Annotated in this window: 14 protein-coding genes and 1 pseudogene; all 15 read left to right on the forward strand. The window is 38.4% G+C overall.

Annotated elements, in window-relative coordinates; genetic code table 11:
* The first annotated feature begins 5 nt into the window (after positions 1–5).
* The 15 genes and pseudogenes from ACFINI_RS06400 to ACFINI_RS06470 all read left to right on the forward strand — a co-directional run bounded on the left by ACFINI_RS06400 (position 6) and on the right by ACFINI_RS06470 (position 17,438).
* On the forward strand, positions 6–2,360 hold the full coding sequence (locus ACFINI_RS06400; protein WP_375646887.1) for a VirB4 family type IV secretion/conjugal transfer ATPase: 2,355 nt from the start codon (positions 6–8) through the stop codon (positions 2,358–2,360).
* Positions 2,357–2,842, forward strand: a complete 486-nt coding sequence (locus ACFINI_RS06405) for a type IV secretion system protein VirB5 (RefSeq protein ID WP_375646890.1) — start codon at positions 2,357–2,359, stop codon at positions 2,840–2,842. The genes ACFINI_RS06400 and ACFINI_RS06405 overlap by 4 nt, the downstream gene beginning before the upstream one ends.
* Positions 2,829–3,815 (forward strand): type IV secretion system protein, encoded by a 987-nt coding sequence (locus ACFINI_RS06410; protein ID WP_375610597.1) that lies wholly within the window; start codon positions 2,829–2,831, stop codon positions 3,813–3,815. Before ACFINI_RS06405 ends, ACFINI_RS06410 begins: the two co-directional genes overlap by 14 nt.
* Before the next feature lie 210 nt (positions 3,816–4,025).
* Positions 4,026–4,328, forward strand: a complete 303-nt coding sequence (locus tag ACFINI_RS06415) for a type IV secretion system protein VirB7 (RefSeq protein ID WP_375610598.1) — start codon at positions 4,026–4,028, stop codon at positions 4,326–4,328.
* A complete protein-coding gene (locus ACFINI_RS06420; RefSeq protein ID WP_375610599.1) occupies positions 4,282–4,986 on the forward strand; it encodes a virB8 family protein in 705 nt (234 codons plus the stop codon). The genes ACFINI_RS06415 and ACFINI_RS06420 overlap by 47 nt, the downstream gene beginning before the upstream one ends.
* Positions 4,983–5,849 carry a P-type conjugative transfer protein VirB9 gene (gene virB9 / locus ACFINI_RS06425; RefSeq protein ID WP_375612192.1) on the forward strand — a complete coding sequence of 289 codons (867 nt, stop codon included), beginning with the start codon at positions 4,983–4,985 and terminating at the stop codon, positions 5,847–5,849. Before ACFINI_RS06420 ends, virB9 begins: the two co-directional genes overlap by 4 nt.
* On the forward strand, positions 5,842–7,002 hold the full coding sequence (gene virB10, locus ACFINI_RS06430; protein ID WP_375627908.1) for a type IV secretion system protein VirB10: 1,161 nt from the start codon (positions 5,842–5,844) through the stop codon (positions 7,000–7,002). The genes virB9 and virB10 overlap by 8 nt, the downstream gene beginning before the upstream one ends.
* Positions 6,999–8,069 (forward strand): P-type DNA transfer ATPase VirB11, encoded by a 1,071-nt coding sequence (virB11, locus tag ACFINI_RS06435; protein WP_375627906.1) that lies wholly within the window; start codon positions 6,999–7,001, stop codon positions 8,067–8,069. The genes virB10 and virB11 overlap by 4 nt, the downstream gene beginning before the upstream one ends.
* 107 nt (positions 8,070–8,176) lie before the next feature.
* The gene (locus ACFINI_RS06440) at positions 8,177–8,350 is read left to right on the forward strand and encodes an antitoxin VbhA family protein (protein WP_375646959.1); all 174 of its coding nucleotides are present in this window, start codon (positions 8,177–8,179) and stop codon (positions 8,348–8,350) included.
* A gap of 10 nt (positions 8,351–8,360) precedes the next feature.
* Complete coding sequence (locus ACFINI_RS06445; RefSeq protein ID WP_375646896.1) at positions 8,361–9,995, forward strand: BID domain-containing T4SS effector; 1,635 nt, start codon at positions 8,361–8,363, stop codon at positions 9,993–9,995.
* Between the two features lie 155 nt (positions 9,996–10,150).
* Complete coding sequence (traG, locus tag ACFINI_RS06450; RefSeq protein ID WP_375646900.1) at positions 10,151–12,067, forward strand: Ti-type conjugative transfer system protein TraG; 1,917 nt, start codon at positions 10,151–10,153, stop codon at positions 12,065–12,067.
* 516 nt (positions 12,068–12,583) lie between these two features.
* Positions 12,584–14,212: a BID domain-containing T4SS effector gene (locus ACFINI_RS06455; RefSeq protein WP_375646905.1), complete on the forward strand. Its 1,629-nt coding sequence runs from the start codon at positions 12,584–12,586 to the stop codon at positions 14,210–14,212.
* Between the two features lie 248 nt (positions 14,213–14,460).
* Positions 14,461–14,643: pseudogene (locus tag ACFINI_RS06460) on the forward strand (type IV secretory system conjugative DNA transfer family protein); the annotation flags it as partial.
* A 703-nt stretch (positions 14,644–15,346) separates the two neighbouring features.
* Positions 15,347–15,505: a hypothetical protein gene (locus tag ACFINI_RS06465; protein WP_375646909.1), complete on the forward strand. Its 159-nt coding sequence runs from the start codon at positions 15,347–15,349 to the stop codon at positions 15,503–15,505.
* Positions 15,506–15,839: 334 nt separating this feature from the next.
* Positions 15,840–17,438 (forward strand): BID domain-containing T4SS effector, encoded by a 1,599-nt coding sequence (locus ACFINI_RS06470; RefSeq protein ID WP_375646914.1) that lies wholly within the window; start codon positions 15,840–15,842, stop codon positions 17,436–17,438.
* The last annotated feature ends 231 nt before the right edge of the window (positions 17,439–17,669 follow it).

The following is a 17,669-nucleotide window of genomic DNA, read 5'->3' on the forward strand; positions in this document are numbered from 1 at the left end:
AACAGATGTCAATAATGAAACGGGAAACTTTGCCTGAAGAATATATTCCCTATATACGCTACATCAACCAACATGTCGTTGCTTTAAATTCACGCTCTTTAATGGTTGTGATGGCTGTTGAAGGTATAAATTTTGACACTGCGGATATTGATCAATTAAATTCTTTACACAACCAATTAAACACCCTTTTAAAAAATATCGCAGATGAGCGGCTTGCTTTATATTCTCACATCATCCGCCGCCGTGAAACGATATACCCAGAGGGTCATTTTCTTTCATCTTTTGCAACAACATTAGATGAAAAATATAAAAAGAAAATGGTTTCGCAAGAACTGTATAGAAATGATCTATTTATTTCACTGGTTTGGAATCCGGCTGCGGATAAAACAGAAAAGCTGGTTTCATTTTTTCAGCGCTTGAGCAAAGCGAAGAAAACACAATCTGAGCCCGATGAAGAATCTATTCGTAAACTCGAAGAGTTAAGTCAAGATCTTATGCAAGGTTTGGAAGAGTATGAAGTCCGTCTACTATCAATCTATGAACATGAAGGACTTTTATTTGCCGAACAAAGTGAATTTCTCCACCAGCTAGTGGGGGGAAGACGTGAGCGTATTCCTCTCACATTTGGAACTATTGCTTCAACAATTTACTCGGATCGTGTTATTTTTGGGAAAGAAATTATCGAAATTCGCCATGAAAGCAATGAACGCTTTGTGGGCATGTTTGGATGGAAAGAGTATCCTTCTAAAACACGCCCAGGTATGACTGATGGTCTGCTTACGGTGCCATTTGAATTCATCTTAACACAATCCTTTGTCTTTAAAAGTAAGGCAGCCGCCAGTGCGATTATGAGCCGCAAACAAAATCAAATGATCAATGCAGCTGACCGTGCTAGCTCACAAATCGATGCACTGGATGAAGCGCTAGATGATTTAGAATCAAACCGTTTTGTTTTGGGAGAACACCACATTTCTTTAGCTGTTTTTGCTGATCATCCTAAAATATTGTCTGAAAACTTATCAAAAGCACGTTCCCATTTAACCAATGGAGGAGCCGTGATTGCCAGAGAAGATTTAGGATTGGAAGCAGCATGGTGGGCACAGCTTCCTGGAAACTTTAGCTATCGTGCGCGTTCAGGCGCCATTACCAGCAGAAATTTTGCTGCTTTATCGCCCTTCCATTCTTTCCCTGTTGGCAAACTGAACGATAATGTTTGGGGAGCTGCTGTCGCATTGCTAAAAACACAGGCTGGTTCACCTTACTATTTTAATTTTCATTATGGCGATCTTGGAAACACATTTGTTTGTGGTCCATCAGGATCTGGTAAAACAGTGATTGTTAATTTTCTTCTTGCACAATTACAAAAACACAATCCAACTATGGTTTTTTTTGATAAAGATCAAGGAGCAGAGATTTTTGTACGGGCTGGAGGAGGGAAATACAAACCTTTAAAAAATGGGCAGCCCACGGGTATTGCTCCCTTAAAGGGCATGGAATACACCGAAAAAAATAAAATCTTTCTTCGTAATTGGATCTTAAAGCTGGTGACCGCTGAAGGGCAAATCGTAACAGAAGAAGAGCGACAAGATATCGCCAAAGCCATTGATTCCTTGGAAAACTTACCCCCAACCCAGCGCTCTCTTGGTGCCCTTCAACTGTTTTTTGACAACACATCCAAAGAAGGAATTGCCATACGGCTGCAACGCTGGATTAGAGGCAATGATTTAGGATGGGTTTTTGATAATGACCAAGATGATCTCAATTTAAATGCGCAGTTCATTGGATATGACATGACCGATTTCTTAGATAATGAAGAAATTCGGCGCCCCTTAATGATGTATCTTTTTCACCGCATTCTTGATTTGATTGATGGGCGACGTATCATTATCGTCATTGATGAATTCTGGAAAGCTTTAGAAGATGATTCATTCAAAGCTTTTGCGCAAGATCGGCTAAAAACAATCCGTAAACAAAATGGCATGATGCTCTTTGCAACACAAAGCCCTAAAGATGCTTTGAACTCAACAATCGCACACACAATTATTGAGCAATGCCCCACCCAAATATTTTTTCCAAATCAAAAAGCAAATTACAATGATTATGTCGAAGCTTTCAAACTTACTGAGCGTGAATTTGAACTGATACAGTCAGAGTTAAGCAGAGAATCCCGTCGTTTTCTCATCAAACAAGGACAAAGTTCCGTCGTTGCAGAACTTAACTTACGTGGAATGAATGATGAGATCGCCGTTTTAAGCGGCACAACAAAAAACATTGAACTCATGAATGAAATTATCAACGAATATGGAGCTGACCCTGACAAATGGCTGCCCATATTTTATCAAAGGAGAAAAAATCAATGAAAAAATATGGCTTAGTTACACTGTTATCTTTTTCTTTTATTTCTCATGCAATATCACAAACGCCACCCGATGTAGATGAATATTATAAACAAGCACTCGAGAACACACAAAAATTAAATGCTGCAAAATCAGAAACAGCTGAAACTATTTATAAAACAGCAACTGACACTGCAAATAAAATCAAAGAAATAAATCATCAATTTGAAAATATTCAATCAAAAAAAGACACTAAGCCTGAAGAATTGCAAGCCCTTCAACAAGAGCTTCAAATAAAACTTTCTCTTCTTCAAGCCGATCTTCAAGTGAATTCTTTAAAACTTCAGTCTCTTGATATGATTCAAGCAAGAGATACGAAAACAAAAGACGAATTGCGTGAAGAAAAGGAACAACAAAAGCATAAACATATTGAAAAACAGTTAAAAGAAAAAGAAAAACAATTAAAAGAAAAACTTGAAAGTGCGCGTACAGATGTCAGACTTTAGTTTTTCTCCCTTTGAAAGCGTTTCTGGGTATATTTTAAAACCCCTCGATAATGTGATGGACACAACGGTGAGTGGGCTATCTTCTGCTATTTCAGCGCCCTTAAATCTCGCCGCAATCATTTTTATCTTTCTTTATGGCTATAATGTTATGACAGGTCGCGTTGCGCTTTCCATGCATAGTCTTCTCAATAATGTTGTTAAAATCGTTGTTGTTACAACAATGGCAACGAATGCGGATACATTTAATACTTATGTCAAGGATATTTTCTTCAATGATTTATCCAATGCTATTGGGAATGCGCTTAACAGTAATCCTGCAAGCTCCAATGTTTTTGATTATATTTTGTTAAAGGCAAGTTCACGTTATCAAGAAGTCTTATACAATGCTTGGTTTTTTGAAAAGATCATTGTGGGTCTTCTTGGTTCTATCATGCTTCTCGCGGTTATTCTTTTTTGTATAGGTGGTTTTATTGTGCAAATGTTTGCACAAGTTGCACTCGTCATGATTATAGGTCTTGGGCCTCTATTCATTAGTTTGTATTTGTTCAATGCAACGCGAAAATACTCCGATGCATGGATTACAACTTTGATCAATTTTACCATTTTACAAGTTCTCGTAATCATGCTTGGAACCATTATATGTCAAGTTATCCTACAGGTTCTCAAAGTTTCATATGAATCAATTTATGTTCTTTTTCCCCCTGTCATCGTCATTTCGATCATAGGAGTTATTATCTTCCGTGCGCTTCCTGGTATTGCAACAGCGCTGGCCTCTGGCGGACCATACTTTAACGCTGGTGTCTCTTCAGGAGGACAGATTTTTACAATGCTTTCCAATGGTGCAAGAGCAAGTGGCAATGCAGTAAAAAGTGCCACTTCACAAATCTCAGGAGCTGCCGGTAACGCTGTTAGAAGTGCGGCAGGGGCGGCAGCAAAAGCAGGTAAATCTGGAGGCGGTCGTGGTCGATTTTAAGATAAAGCACCTCTTTAAAAGAATAAGCATTTTTGTTTTTGCCTTGTGTGCGCCCTTTGGCGTACACGCCATGATCCTGTTCCAGATAAGATCTAACATCTTGGGTCTAACAATAAAACCAATCAAAACCTTGCATCACATAAACTTGTAAAAATGTTCAGAACAAAGGCTCTCATGCATTGTATTCCAAGATATTTGTGAGTTCAAAAAATGAAACGAAAAATAACTTTTGTTATGGTCCTAACAATCGCTCTTACTGGTTGTGCCTCTTTGAGTGGCCCTAAAAAACCACCACGCTGTAATGGCAAACATACACGCGCTTTAAATAAAGATAAGTGGAATTGGGACAATAAAAACATTGTCTACCCAGAAAAGAGTGTAAAGCCTGTTACCACTCCCATCATTCTCAATACTTTGGAAAGTGAAAAAGTAACAGCCAATTCAGCTTTATTAAAGCCGGTTATTCATGAAGCACGATCTGATAAAACTGTGGAGGTTATGCGTGAAAAGTGATGCCCTTGAAGAATATATAAAAGAAGCGCGCTCATTTGACATTGATCGCATGCATAGCATGCGCGTGCGGATGAAAATCTCCATGGCTTTAACAGTGCTTTTTGGATTGATGACAATTGCGCTGGCTTTAGCTGTCGCAGCTTTGACACCTTTGAAAACGGTAGAGCCTTTTGTTATCCGCGTTGATAACTCAACAGGCATTATTGATACTGTAAGCGCCCTAAAAGAATCCCCTAACGACTATGATGAAGCGATAACGCGTTATTTTGCCAGCCAATATGTTCGCGCTCGTGAAGGTTTTCAAGCATCAGAAGCAGAAAACAATTTTCGCTTAGTCTCTCTTTTATCTTCTCCAAAAGAACAAAACCGTTTTGCAAAATGGTACGCGGGCAATAATCCAGAAAGTCCGCAAAATATTTATCATAACATGATTGCTACGATCACAATCAAATCAATCTCTTTTATAAGTAAAGATCTTATCCAAGTTCGTTACTATAAAACGATCAGAGACTTGAATGAAAAAGAAAATATTTCCCATTGGATTTCAATCTTAAATTTTTCCTACGTGAACGCACACATTTCAACGTCTGATCGTCTTATCAACCCTCTTGGTTTTCAAGTATCGGAATATAGATCTGATCCAGAGGTGATAAAATGATCAGACTTTTACAAACAATCTCTTTAATTTTTACGATCACTGTCAGCTTTCACACAGCTCTCTCACTTGCGGAAACAGCGCCTGTCAGTGCACGTAAAGATAACCGCATCAGATTTGTCAATTATGACCCCTACAACGTCGTACAAATCATTGGCTCCATTCGCTCTTCGGTTCAACTAGAATTTGCCGTTGATGAAGAAGTAACCTATGTAGGAATTGGAAATTCGGTTGCTTGGCAAGTTGCACCGGCTGGACACTTTGTTTTTCTCAAACCACGTGAAGTTCAGCCTGTGACAAATTTACAAATTGTCACAAGCCGCCAAGATGGAACACAACGCTCTTATCAATTCGAGCTACAAGTCCGTGAAGGCGATGTTTCAGCCGGCAATGAGACGTATTTCTTGGTAAAGTTTCGTTATCCAGAAGATGAAGCCTTACGTAAGAAATTAGCCGAAGCAGAAAAAGAAAAACAACGTGAAGAAAACTTTGTCAATGATATTTTAAATATCCATGAAGATTTTGGACCACGCAATTGGGCTTATGAAGCTCAAGGCTCATCTCTTATTGAACCTGCTTCTGTCTATGATAATGGGAAAACAACAACCTTTACCTTTTTAGGCAACATTGAAATCCCTGCCATTTACATTGTATCGCCTGATGGGCAAGAAGCGCTTATTCCCAAATCGATTAAAGGCAACAAGGTTATTGTTCATGCAACAGCTGCACAATTCACGCTACGACGTGGGAATGAAGTATTGTGCATCTTTAACAAAAGGTTCGTACCAAAAGGAATTAATCCTGAAACAGGTACGACATCACCATCTGTACAACGTAAAGTGAACCTAGGAAGCAGCCATGAATAACACCGTGGATGAAAAAAGCATTAATGATCGCGATACAATAAAAAATGCTCAAGGGAAAAGTCAACAGAACAATGTGGGGAAAGCTATTGCTCTTATTATTCTTTTCAGTGTCTGTCTTTATTTAGCCTATTCAACACTTGTTACAGACAAAAAGCAACCAATTGAATCTTCAAAAGAAGGAAAAGTTATAAAACAAACAGAGCTTTTTCGTCCTGCAAAGCCTACCCCTCCCCCCTTTGAACAGCCTCAACGAAATAACGCTCTATTACCAAAAGTCGAGCTACCAACACCAAACATCAATCAATTAAATTCTGATAACTCACTGCTGGAAGCAGCACAACGTGCTCCTGTATTAGCTTATGCAAGTACACAACAAGGCAAAATAGATTCACAAACAAATAATGGTGCTTTGCCTCACCAACTTGAAAGCAAACCTGATGAAACGACACAACGTTTTAATCATCTTCTCAAACCCACAGTGCTTGAAGGTATTCGTGCTTCAACCCTTGGCAATCGAAACTACATCATCGCGATGGGAACTTCTATTCCTTGTATTTTAGAAACAGCCATCAACAGTGATCAACAAGGTTTTGCCAGTTGTATCATCTCCAGAGATATCTTATCAGACAATGGTCGTGTTGTGCTTCTTGATAAAGGCACCCAAATTGTTGGTGAATATCGCGCCGGATTGAAAAAAGGCCAAACACGTCTCTTTGTACTATGGAATAGAGCAAAAACCCCCAATGGTATCATTATATCTTTAGCTTCACCGGCAACGGATGCTTTAGGGCGTTCTGGTATGGATGGAGATATTGATAACCATTGGCTCGAGAGGATTGGGTCTGCGCTTCTTGTCTCACTAATAAAAGATGCAACACACTATGCCAATAAACGTTTATCAAAAAAACAGGAAAAAGAAGAAACTGAAACAATCTCTTCAGGACAAAACATCGCAAACATTCTCGTAGAAAATTACGCCAATATTCCTCCAACATTATCCAAAAACCAAGGGGAAATGGTGAATATCTTTGTTGCCCGCGATTTAGATTTTTCCAGCGTTTATAAATTGAAAGTCATCGAAAACAAAAAACAGATTATCAATCGAGCTGTTTCAAGAAACTTTTACAAAAATTCGGCGGTAACTTTAGAATGAACTCAAACTTACATACCATGAGCGATGAAACCGTTGCGATTGTTCTCACAAAACTTGAACCCATCAGTGCTTTTTTGAAAGATGATAGACTCTTTGAAATTGTTATCAATCGTCCCTATCAAGTCATGACTGAAGGATTTGATGGATGGAAAACAATAGAAGCACCGGGGCTCTCTTTTAATGAGCTTATGGGGATTGCGAAAGTTGTCGCATCCTATTCCAAGCAAAACATATCGGACAAAAACCCAATATTATCTGCAACGCTACCAGGCAATGAGCGTATTCAAATTGTCATTCCGCCCGCTGTCGAAAAAGACACGATTAGTATGACAATTCGTAAACCATCATCGCAGAGTTTTTCTCTCGAAGAACTCGCAAATAAGGGCCTCTTCTCGCTCTGTGAACAGATCTCTTTCACACCCTTGAATGACTATCATTCTCGTTTTAACGAACTCAAAATCATCGAGCATAAATTAGCCAATGCCTACTGTAATAAAGACTTTGTCTCTTTTTTAAATCAAGCTGTAGAATGCCAGAAAAATATTTTAATTGCGGGAAAAACCGGTTCGGGTAAAACAACATTATCAAAAGCATTAATCGCAAAAATCCCTCAAGAAGAGCGTATTATCACCATCGAAGACACACAAGAATTGGTGATACCACACCCTAACCATGTCTCAATGTTCTATTCAAAAGATGGACAAGGCTTAGCCTCCGTTGGCCCCAAAGAGTTGCTTGAATCATCTTTACGGATGCGTCCTGATCGTATTCTTTTGCAAGAACTTCGAGATGGTACAGCCTTTTATTATATCCGCAATGTCAATTCAGGTCATCCAGGCTCCATTACAACGGTTCATGCCTCAACAGCCCTTGCAGCCTTTGAGCAGATGACCCTTTTGGTCAAAGAAAGTGAAGGCGGTGGTGATTTAGAGCGTGATGATATTCGAGGACTGTTGATTTCAATGATTGATATCATCATCCAATGCAAACGGATTGAAGGAAAATTTAAGGTCACAGAAATTTATTACGATCCCTTCAAACAACGAAACATCTTTGGAGGTGACTAAAAGAAAATCACACCGGCTGCCAAAGGCTCTTTTAAAGCAACAATTGCAAATAAAAGGAAAAATGCGTGAAAACCAAAGAAACAGAAAACAGAGAAAATCTTTTATCGATGACAGAAGAAGAATTGAAAAAACGCCGTGAAGCCGTTGAAGCAGCCATCAGCACCCATGCAATAGAGGGAATAGCGCTTCATCCTACAACACTCAAAATTTTAGAAGAATACGCAAAGGGGAATATTTCACTCGAGAAATTTAACACTCTTATGGACAACGTAAAATTATAAGGAAGCTGCGATGCCAAAAGCAAAAGCAAAGACAAAAAATATACAGACAGTTTCTCCCCATCATTATGTCTACCCAAACACCACAACACTCAAAAATAAATATGGAATAAAAGACTTAAAATCCTTTCTGGAGAAATGCTCAAAGGATACAGCAGAAGCGATGGTTAATCTGCGTGAATCCCCCGTACCAGAAAAGTTTGATAGCTCCTATCTATGCTCTATACATCACCACTTATTTAAAAATACCTTTGAATGGGCTGGATATCTGCGCCATCTCCCCTTTACATTTGAAGATGGCACCATAGCCGCTATGCCCGAAATGAAAAGAACAGGATGGGAAAATCCTTTTGCACTCGGTGATGAAATCCAAGACGGTTTACAAAAATTAGATCAAACGCTTGCCGAAAAAGATAATTTGCAAGGCTTAACGCGCGAGAAATTTAACGCTGAAGCAATAAGCTTATTTAACGCCCTTAACCAACTTCATCCTTTTAGAAAAGGAAATGGACGTACACAACGGGTCTTTTTTGAAAAGCTTGCTCAAGCAGCAGGGCATCAGCTTGATTTTTCACTGATTACAAAAGAACGCATGATGCTCGCCAGTGTTGCTGTAGCAGAAAATGGTGATCTAGAACCAATGCAACATCTGTTTGAAGATATCTCTAATCCCAATAAAATACTTCTTTTAAAGGAATTCATGAGCAACATGAAAGAACTTGGGCGCAATGTTAATGATCGCCCTGTTATGGTTGCAAAAGAAGGTGAAACTTACACGGGCACCTATAGGGGTGCTGGTTATGATAGCTTTGCTTTCAATGTGAAAGGCGCTTACATCATCGGCAATAAAGAACAGCTCACGCCAGAACAACTCAAAACATTAAAACCTGGTGATAGATTTACCTTTACCGTTCCCAAAACAAAAAAGCTTGAAAGCATTCTCATTCCAGAAGAAAGATTAGCCCCTTTGACAGAAAATGAAACGGCCCAAATGGTTGCAGAAGATTCTTGTGTCCACGCAAGCCTAAAACAGGTTCAGCAATTGTCAAAAATTGTTTATGGTAACGAAAAAACATTAAACAAACAGATGGTAGAAATCATCAAAAATCCAAGCTTAGGCCAACAGCTCGCTAACCAGATTGAAAGAGCACCGCACTCTATTTCTCATCTTGCCGGTTTCAGTTTATGTGGACTACAAAACCAGACACGTGCAAACGCTAAAAATCATCTTGAGATGCTCTGTACTGCCGTTGCAAATTTCGCGTATGCTGTAAAACATGCTGAAAAGGAAATTACGCAAGAACATGCAACAGAACAAAGTCGTCGTGCAAAAACGGTAGAAATGCCAAGTCAAAGCTTGCAAGACCTCTTCGCCTTGCCAAAAGAATTACAACAAGAAGCTTTAACAAAAAATCCTTTATGTCAAAAAGAGCTCAGCAACTTTGTAAAAAAGATCAACACCCGTCTCTCACCAAATGAACATAAAGCAGTTCAAAATAATGATTATGAAACATTGGCTCAAAGCATTGGTGTATCAGAAAATAAAGCCAAACAAATTACACAAATTATTAAGCAAACCAAAGAAGTACACCAGCAAGCACAAGTATGCACAATGCACCGTTCCAAAGCATTCGCTATGGCCTGCTAAGAATAGACAAAACCTTCCTCCTTAATGAGAAAGGCTCATAAGCGAAAACTGTTTGGCGTTATCTGCACCTTTGCAAAAAGAGATGAGAGTTCATATCACACAACGGGAAAAGAGCACTTCGCAACATATTCTGACAGAATTGAAAGTAAAATACAATGAAATATACCAAAACACAAATGGTACTCATTTTAACACCGATCGCTTTAGGTGCTTTAACGATATTCCTTGTCCCTCATTTTTTATTGTTTATAACAAATGGACTAAAAAGCGATCAAATTTATTGGACACTTCGTTCTGAGCCTTTATTAGTCTTAGCACTAACGGCTGCTGTTTCATTGTTGTATAGTCTCTCGCAAAAACTGCACCTGCGTAAAATGATCACTTTTGTCTCCGTTGTCTTTTTTGGAACAACCGCTCTTTACTATATTAGTGGTGAAATAAAACGTTTAAGTCCCTATGTTGGCCAACAAGGAATAACATGGGGCTATGCTCTTCAATTCATGGACCCCATGGTTGTTTTTGGCATCATCATTGGTGTTTTTTTTTCCATCATTCAATTCATAACAACCCTTCCCCCTAAAAGTAAGGTCAAGCGTGCAAAAAAAGGTATTTTTGGTGAGGCCGCTTGGATGAATTTAAGAGAGGCAGCAAAAATCTTTCCTGCCAATGGGCAAATTGTTGTGGGTGAAAGATACCGTGTCGATCAAGATAATGTGTGCAACATTCCCTTTGCACCTGGCAATAAAACAACATGGGGAAAGGGTGGAACAGCCCCTTTGCTAACCTTTAATCTTGATTTTGGTTCAACTCATATGATCTTTTTTGCTGGTTCTGGTGGCTATAAAACAACAAGTACAGTAGTTCCCACGTGTTTAACCTATCCAGGGTCTATTATTTGTCTTGATCCTTCAACAGAAGTTGCCCCAATGGTCAAATTTGCGCGTCAAAAAATGGGAAATAGAAATGTCATTGTTCTCGATCCCAACTCATTGTTAACAAAAAACTTTAATGTCATCGATTGGCTTTTAGACGACAGCGTACCACGCACACAACGCGAAGCAAATATTGTAAGCTTTTCAAAGTTGCTTCTTACAGATAAAAAATCAGATAATTCTTCAGCGGAATATTTCTCAACACAAGCCCATAATCTATTAACAGCTCTTCTTGCTCATGTTGTATTTTCTGATGAATATGAAGACAGCGAGCGCAATTTAAAAACATTGCGTGGTATTCTCTCTCAATCAGAAACAGCTGTTGTTAATCAATTACGCATGATTCAAGAAACAACACCTTCTCCTTTTATTCGTGAAATGGTTGGTATTTTTACAGAAATGGCAGAGCAAACCTTTTCAGGGGTTTATACCACCGCCTCAAAAGACACCCAATGGCTTTCTTTATCCAATTATGCAGATCTTGTCTGCGGAGATGATTTTTTTTCCTCAGATATTACCAATGGCAATACAGATGTTTTTCTCAATCTCCCCGCAAGCATTTTAAACAGTTATCCAGCTATTGGACGTGTGATTATTGGCGCCTTTCTCAATGCCATGGTTACAGCAGACGGTAACTATAAAAAGCGTGTTTTATTTGTCTTAGATGAAGTTGATCTTTTAGGCTATATGAATATTTTAGAAGAAGCCCGCGACCGTGGACGTAAATACGGTACATCCTTGATGCTCTTCTATCAATCCTCTGGCCAGTTGGTCAACCACTTTGGAGAAGCAGGAGCACGTTCATGGTTTGAAAGTTGTTCCTTTGTCAGCTATGCTGCCATTAAAGATCTCCAAACTGCCAAAGACATTTCAGAACGCTGTGGCCAAATGACCGTTGAAGTAACCGGAACAAACAAATCAAGAGGTTTATCTTTAGGAAAGAGTTCATACAACGTCAATTACCAACAAAGAGCCCTGATTTTACCCCACGAAGTTATTCAAGAAATGCGTCAAGATGAACAAATTATTCTGATGCAAGGACAACCCCCTTTACGTTGTGGTCGAGCGATCTATTTTAGAAGAAAAGAAATGTTAGCCGCAGCTGCAAAAAACCGCTTTGCTCCACAAAAGAAAAACTAAAAAACACCCTCTAATGGAGGCAATGCATCAAAACAAAAACATCAAAGGATAAAAGCAGAGATTCTATCTCATAAAAGCCTATAAAGAAGGAATTCCCGCTTGATACAACAAGAAAAATATGGGGAAAAGTCTTTAAATGATGGTATTATGTCTGTGCTTACCAATGCCAATTTTCTTTATAAAGCACTCTCCTCATCTCCAAATAATAAATACCAATCATATCTATGCCTTGAGAATCCTATCAGGAAACTTTTGAAGGCACCGCTTTTATAGGGAAATTTTTCTACAAAAAAATTAAAAGACAATATGCATGAAAACAACCCAAATGAACCATTCTCTCTCAGTAAAAGAAAAAAATGCCAAGATAAAGATTGATACACTCAAAAACACCTACGAATTTGAGGGATTTTTTCCTCACCCAAGTCTCAACATCTCAAAACAATATGCGTGGGGGATTTTCAAACAAAACGTTTAACACACTCTCATAGACAATGTAACATTATAAGGAATGTAACAATGCCCAAAGCAAAAGAAAAAACAAAAGGAATTCCCTCACCCCATAATTATATCTATCTTGGTACCCAAATTCTCAAAAATAGATATGGAGAAACAGATTTAAAACGTTTTCTGGAAAAATGCTCACATGATAGGCAAAAAGCCATGATCAATCTGCGTGCAGAACCCCTGCCAGAATATTTTAATTCAACTTATCTATGCCATATCCACCAACAATTGTTTAAAAATACCTTTGTATGGGCTGGACATCTGCGCCATATCCCCTTCGCATTTACAGACGATAGCATTGCCGCCATGCCAGAAATGAAAAGAATGGAATGGGGCAATAATTTTGCAACCGGTGAAGAAATCCCTGAACTCTTACAAAAATTAGATCAAACGCTTGCCGAAAAAGACAATTTGCAAGGCTTAACACGCGAAGAATTTGTCAAGGAAGCAACGAGTCTATTTTATTCTCTTCACAAAATCCACCCATTCATAGATGGCAATGAGCACACAGAACAAGTCTTTTTTGAAAATCTTGCCAAAGCTGCAGGACATCAGCTTGACTTTTCGCTTGTCACACAAAAACGTATGATGGCTGCCTGTAGCGAAGCAATGCAATATAGCAATACACAACTGTTGAAAGATCTTTTTGAGGATATCTCCAATCCCCCCAAAATACGTCTTTTAAAAGAATTTATGGACCACGTAAACAATACGGGACGCAACGTGGATGATCGCCTTGTTATGGCAACAAAGGCAGGAGAAACCTATATAGGAACTTATAAAGGTTGTTATTCAGAAAGTTTTATACTCGATATGCAAGGAACTTACATCATTGGTAGCAAAGATGATCTCACACCAGAACGATTAAAAACATTAAAACCTGGTGATATCATTACCTTTACCGCCCCCAACAGCAAAGAGCTTGAAAACACGCTTATTCCAAAAGAAACATTAGCGCCTCTCACAAAAAGTGAATGTGCCAAAACAGTTGCGCTAGATAGTTACGTTCTCAAAGCTCAAAAGCAAGTCCGAGCTTACGCAAAAGCTGTTTATGGTGACGCAAACGTATTAAACGAACAGATAGAAGAGATTATTAAAAATCCAGAATTAGGCAGACAGTTTGCTAATCAGATTAAACAGGCACCGCACTCTGTTTCTCCTCTTGCAGGTTTTAGTATATGCGGTCTACAAAATCCGGCACGTGTACACGCTCGAAATTATCTTGATGTGTTCTCTCTTGCAATTGAGAATTATGTGTATACTGTAGAAGCTACCTATAATATAGTCACTCGAGACCATAAAATTAAACAAGAACGCCTTGGAAAAGCGGTAGAGAATCCCAGTCAAAACTTGCAAAATATTTTTGCTTTATCACCGGAAAAACAAAGAGAAATCTTGTCTCAATCTCCTCAATTATACCAAGAGCTCCGTACTTTTATAAACAGTTTAGAACATCGTCTCTCATCAAACGAATGTAGTGCGATCACAAACAAAGATTATGAAACACTTGCACAAAGTATTGGTATATCAGAACAGAAAGCACGAGAAATTACCGACATTGTTCAAAAAGCAAGGAACGCTCATAGCCAATTCTACACACGCACACAAAATCGTTCAAATACACTTGCTATGGCCAACTAAAAAATATGAAACTTTGTTTTTTTGATTTAAACGCCTATGTGGAAGAGATATTTTAATATTCTTATCATACATGCAAAAAACAGACTACTTAAGCGCCCTACCACCAATTTTGCACATAGCATATACACCATATCCAAAGCAATTGGACAGGATAATTGTTAATTCCTTTTAAACGTCATGATTACTACCGACGAAAGCTACAAAAGCCTATTTTATTTGTCTTAGATGGAGTCGATTTTCGTGGTTATATGAATATTTTAAAAAGAGCACTCATTTTACCCCACGAAGTTATCCGAGAAATGCGTCAAGATGAACAAATTATTCTGATGCAAGGCTCCCCTTCGCGATGTGGTTGCGCCATCTATTTCAGAAGGAAAGAAATGTTAGCCGCAGCTGCAAAAAACCGCTTTGCTCCACAAAAGAAAAACTAACTTCCTATTATGAGATCTTGACTATGAAAAGACCAACCACAAAAACAACATACATTTCTATTTTTTAAAAACCCGTTAACAAAAAGTTTTTGACCGCTTCTTCACACATAAGGAAAACATGATAAAAAATCCGTGTGTTTTCCTTTTTGTATTTTGTGTATCGTTTTACCAGTACCATCGTCTTTACAAGAAAGTCCACCCCCCTCAAATCACCTATAACCAAACCAACATTTCCACTTGAGAACGTCCTGCAAATACATTCCTACAAAGCTTTTTGTTTATAATTTATCCCCTACAAACAAGCAAAAACATTTCACAACGCTAATCACCAATATCAAGACTTAAAAAAAACGGTTGATCTTTGAGACAACAACTCTCAAAACACCTACACTCAAGAACATCGATTTTTTCCCAAAAAATATTTAAGATATACATCAAAATGAATAAATCATTCTTATACAAGCTTTTCCCCCTTTACGATATCATAAAGTGTTCTATTTTAATGATAAAGCGCTGAAAAAGGCTTTTCTCCCCAACCAAAGAAAGGGTTTCCTCTCTTATGGATCTTAAAGCAGCGCAATATAATAAGAGCAACAATACAAAAATAAAAAACATTTTGTTGCAAAAATACACAAAAGAGATGTTCGTATGGCAAGATATTCATATGGAACAATAAGAAAAACATAATGGAGAAAAATTTTTGATGACTGCTTTTGCCCATAGATTCACCAATCTGAGAGCTGTGTATGAAAAGTACCAGCACCATCCGCTAACCAAGAGCGATTACACCCGCTATATCCACGCTCCTCATCAAAGCGCTCTTGCAAACAACTTTGTTAAAGGAAAAAAACAACAATTTTAAGCAACATTTTTCTTTTTGACCTCTTCCTTACACCTCAAAGAACGAAGATTTTACCCAGAGTCAATTTATAGAAAATCCATTTTCTGACTACTTATGGGATTCATATCAGCGTCCTAAATACCAGCATTTTACAGTACAAGATAATAAACAAAGGAAACATCAGAAAAGCTTTTCAAAAGCATCACAAAACGATTGATACAACCCATACACTGGAGGGAAAAGTGCTCCCTCTCATAACAACCAAAATCTCAAAAGAATACGCGAAGGGGAATTTTTCACATGCAGCGTTTAAGACGCTCATCAACCACCACCCTACCTACTTAGGAGAGATTACATGTTAGAGCAAAATTATCTATATAAAGGAACCAAAACACTCAAAAATAAATATGGCATCAAAGACCCTAAAAAACTGTATCAACGCAGTACCCATGACGTCACTAAAGCAGCCGTCAATTTTCGCCATGAACCACCCCCACGAAAATTTGATTTCACTTATTTAAAATTAATCCATTGGAGCCTCTTCCACGAAACTTTTGAATGGGCGGGCCACACCCGTGATACATCCTTTACATTTGAAGACGGCACCTCTGCCCATATGCCAGCGATGCGTCCCAAAGGTTATGAAATTCCTTTTGCTATTGGACCGCAGATTAAAAAAGAACTCACACAACTCGAAAAAACACTTAATGAAAAGAACAATTTAAAAGGTTTATCGCGCCAAGAATTTGCTGAAAGTGCCGCTGAAGTTTTTATGGCACTCGAGCACGCACATCCTTTTAGAAAAGGGAATGGGCGCGTCAATCGAATGTTTATGGAAAAACTTGGACAAGCAGCAGGATATACCATTGACTTTTCTTTCATCACAAAAGGACGCATGACAGCAGCCTGTATTGAAGCCATGCAATATGGCAATCCCCAACCGATGAAAGATCTTTTTGAAGATATCACCCATCCGCAAAAATCCCTTGTTTTAAAAGAATTCGTCTCCCAAATGAGAAATGCTGGACTGGATGAAATTAACGATCGTGTTGTTGTTGCAGCAAAGGAAGATGTAACCTATGAAGGCGTCTTTAGAGGTTTTTCAGCAGAAGGTTTTGTCATGGAAGTAGAAGGGGCTTTCGTCGTCGGACACAAAGATGATCTCACCCCAGAACTCGTCAAAACATTACAAAACGGTGCCCGCCTCTGCTTTCAAAAAACCAACGTTCAAAGCTTAAAAGAAACACTGATCCCAAAAGAAACATTAGCCCCTCTTACCCATGAAGAGTTATTTGAAAGGATTTCAAATGACGCTTATGTTGAAGGGAGTCGAAAAGAAATCGAAAATTTATCAAAGACTGTTTATGGTAAAACCCACACCTTAAAGACAACATTAGATATCATAACGGCAGCTCCAAACTTAGGAAATCAGTTTGCCGATGAAACTTTACAAAACCCTCAATCAATTTCTAAATTTGCTGGGAGTAAAATACTTGGCATGAAAAGTTCAAATCGCAGACAAGCCGAACAGGCTGTTCCACAACTCAGCCAAGCCCTTAAAAATTATGGCGCAATAACACAACAAACAAAAGATGCAGTTCTAGAACAACACCAAAGAGAACAAAATCGCCTGAACCACACTGTCGAAAAACCTGGAAAAAATTTACAAAACCTTTTTGTCTTACCAGAAGAACAACAAAGGGAAGCTTTATTGCATTCTCGTTCACTGCGACAAGAACTCCATACCTTTTCACGACAACTACACAATCGTCTATCCTCAGAAGATCGTAAAGCCATACAAGAAAAAGATTATACCAGACTAGCTTGCCTCCTTGGAACATCGGAAAGCAAAGCAAAAGAAATTGCGAATACTGTAAAGAACACCCAAGAAGCACAATGTCAAGCTCGCAGCTTGAAAGTTAGTCGCTCTTCATCGCTGGCTCTTACCGGCTAAAAACGCGTGAACTTTTGCCTTCCAACAGAACTCTTTATACCAATCATTTTATCTCCATTACGCCCACCAATTGTTTTAAAATGTTACAAAAGATAGTCCTAAAAATGAATCCTATAATTTACTATAACTTATTGATAATATTTCATAAAAAAACTGTATAAAAGACATAAATGTCCATTACATATCAATATGAATAGCGTGAAGTCTTTGGAGACCATTCAGTTTGATATT

The organism is Bartonella sp. AA56HLJMS (genome assembly GCF_042197145.1).
Classification (GTDB): Bacteria; Pseudomonadota; Alphaproteobacteria; order Rhizobiales; family Rhizobiaceae; genus Bartonella.

Coding starts and splice junctions, on each gene's coding strand:
- ACFINI_RS06400 (WP_375646887.1), top strand. CDS start 6: ATGTCAATAATGAAACGGGAAACTTTGCCTGAAGAATATATTCCCTAT.
- ACFINI_RS06405 (WP_375646890.1), top strand. CDS start 2,357: ATGAAAAAATATGGCTTAGTTACACTGTTATCTTTTTCTTTTATTTCT.
- ACFINI_RS06410 (WP_375610597.1), top strand. CDS start 2,829: ATGTCAGACTTTAGTTTTTCTCCCTTTGAAAGCGTTTCTGGGTATATT.
- ACFINI_RS06415 (WP_375610598.1), top strand. CDS start 4,026: ATGAAACGAAAAATAACTTTTGTTATGGTCCTAACAATCGCTCTTACT.
- ACFINI_RS06420 (WP_375610599.1), top strand. CDS start 4,282: ATGAAGCACGATCTGATAAAACTGTGGAGGTTATGCGTGAAAAGTGAT.
- virB9 (WP_375612192.1), top strand. CDS start 4,983: ATGATCAGACTTTTACAAACAATCTCTTTAATTTTTACGATCACTGTC.
- virB10 (WP_375627908.1), top strand. CDS start 5,842: ATGAATAACACCGTGGATGAAAAAAGCATTAATGATCGCGATACAATA.
- virB11 (WP_375627906.1), top strand. CDS start 6,999: ATGAACTCAAACTTACATACCATGAGCGATGAAACCGTTGCGATTGTT.
- ACFINI_RS06440 (WP_375646959.1), top strand. CDS start 8,177: ATGACAGAAGAAGAATTGAAAAAACGCCGTGAAGCCGTTGAAGCAGCC.
- ACFINI_RS06445 (WP_375646896.1), top strand. CDS start 8,361: ATGCCAAAAGCAAAAGCAAAGACAAAAAATATACAGACAGTTTCTCCC.
- traG (WP_375646900.1), top strand. CDS start 10,151: ATGAAATATACCAAAACACAAATGGTACTCATTTTAACACCGATCGCT.
- ACFINI_RS06455 (WP_375646905.1), top strand. CDS start 12,584: ATGCCCAAAGCAAAAGAAAAAACAAAAGGAATTCCCTCACCCCATAAT.
- ACFINI_RS06465 (WP_375646909.1), top strand. CDS start 15,347: ATGACTGCTTTTGCCCATAGATTCACCAATCTGAGAGCTGTGTATGAA.
- ACFINI_RS06470 (WP_375646914.1), top strand. CDS start 15,840: ATGTTAGAGCAAAATTATCTATATAAAGGAACCAAAACACTCAAAAAT.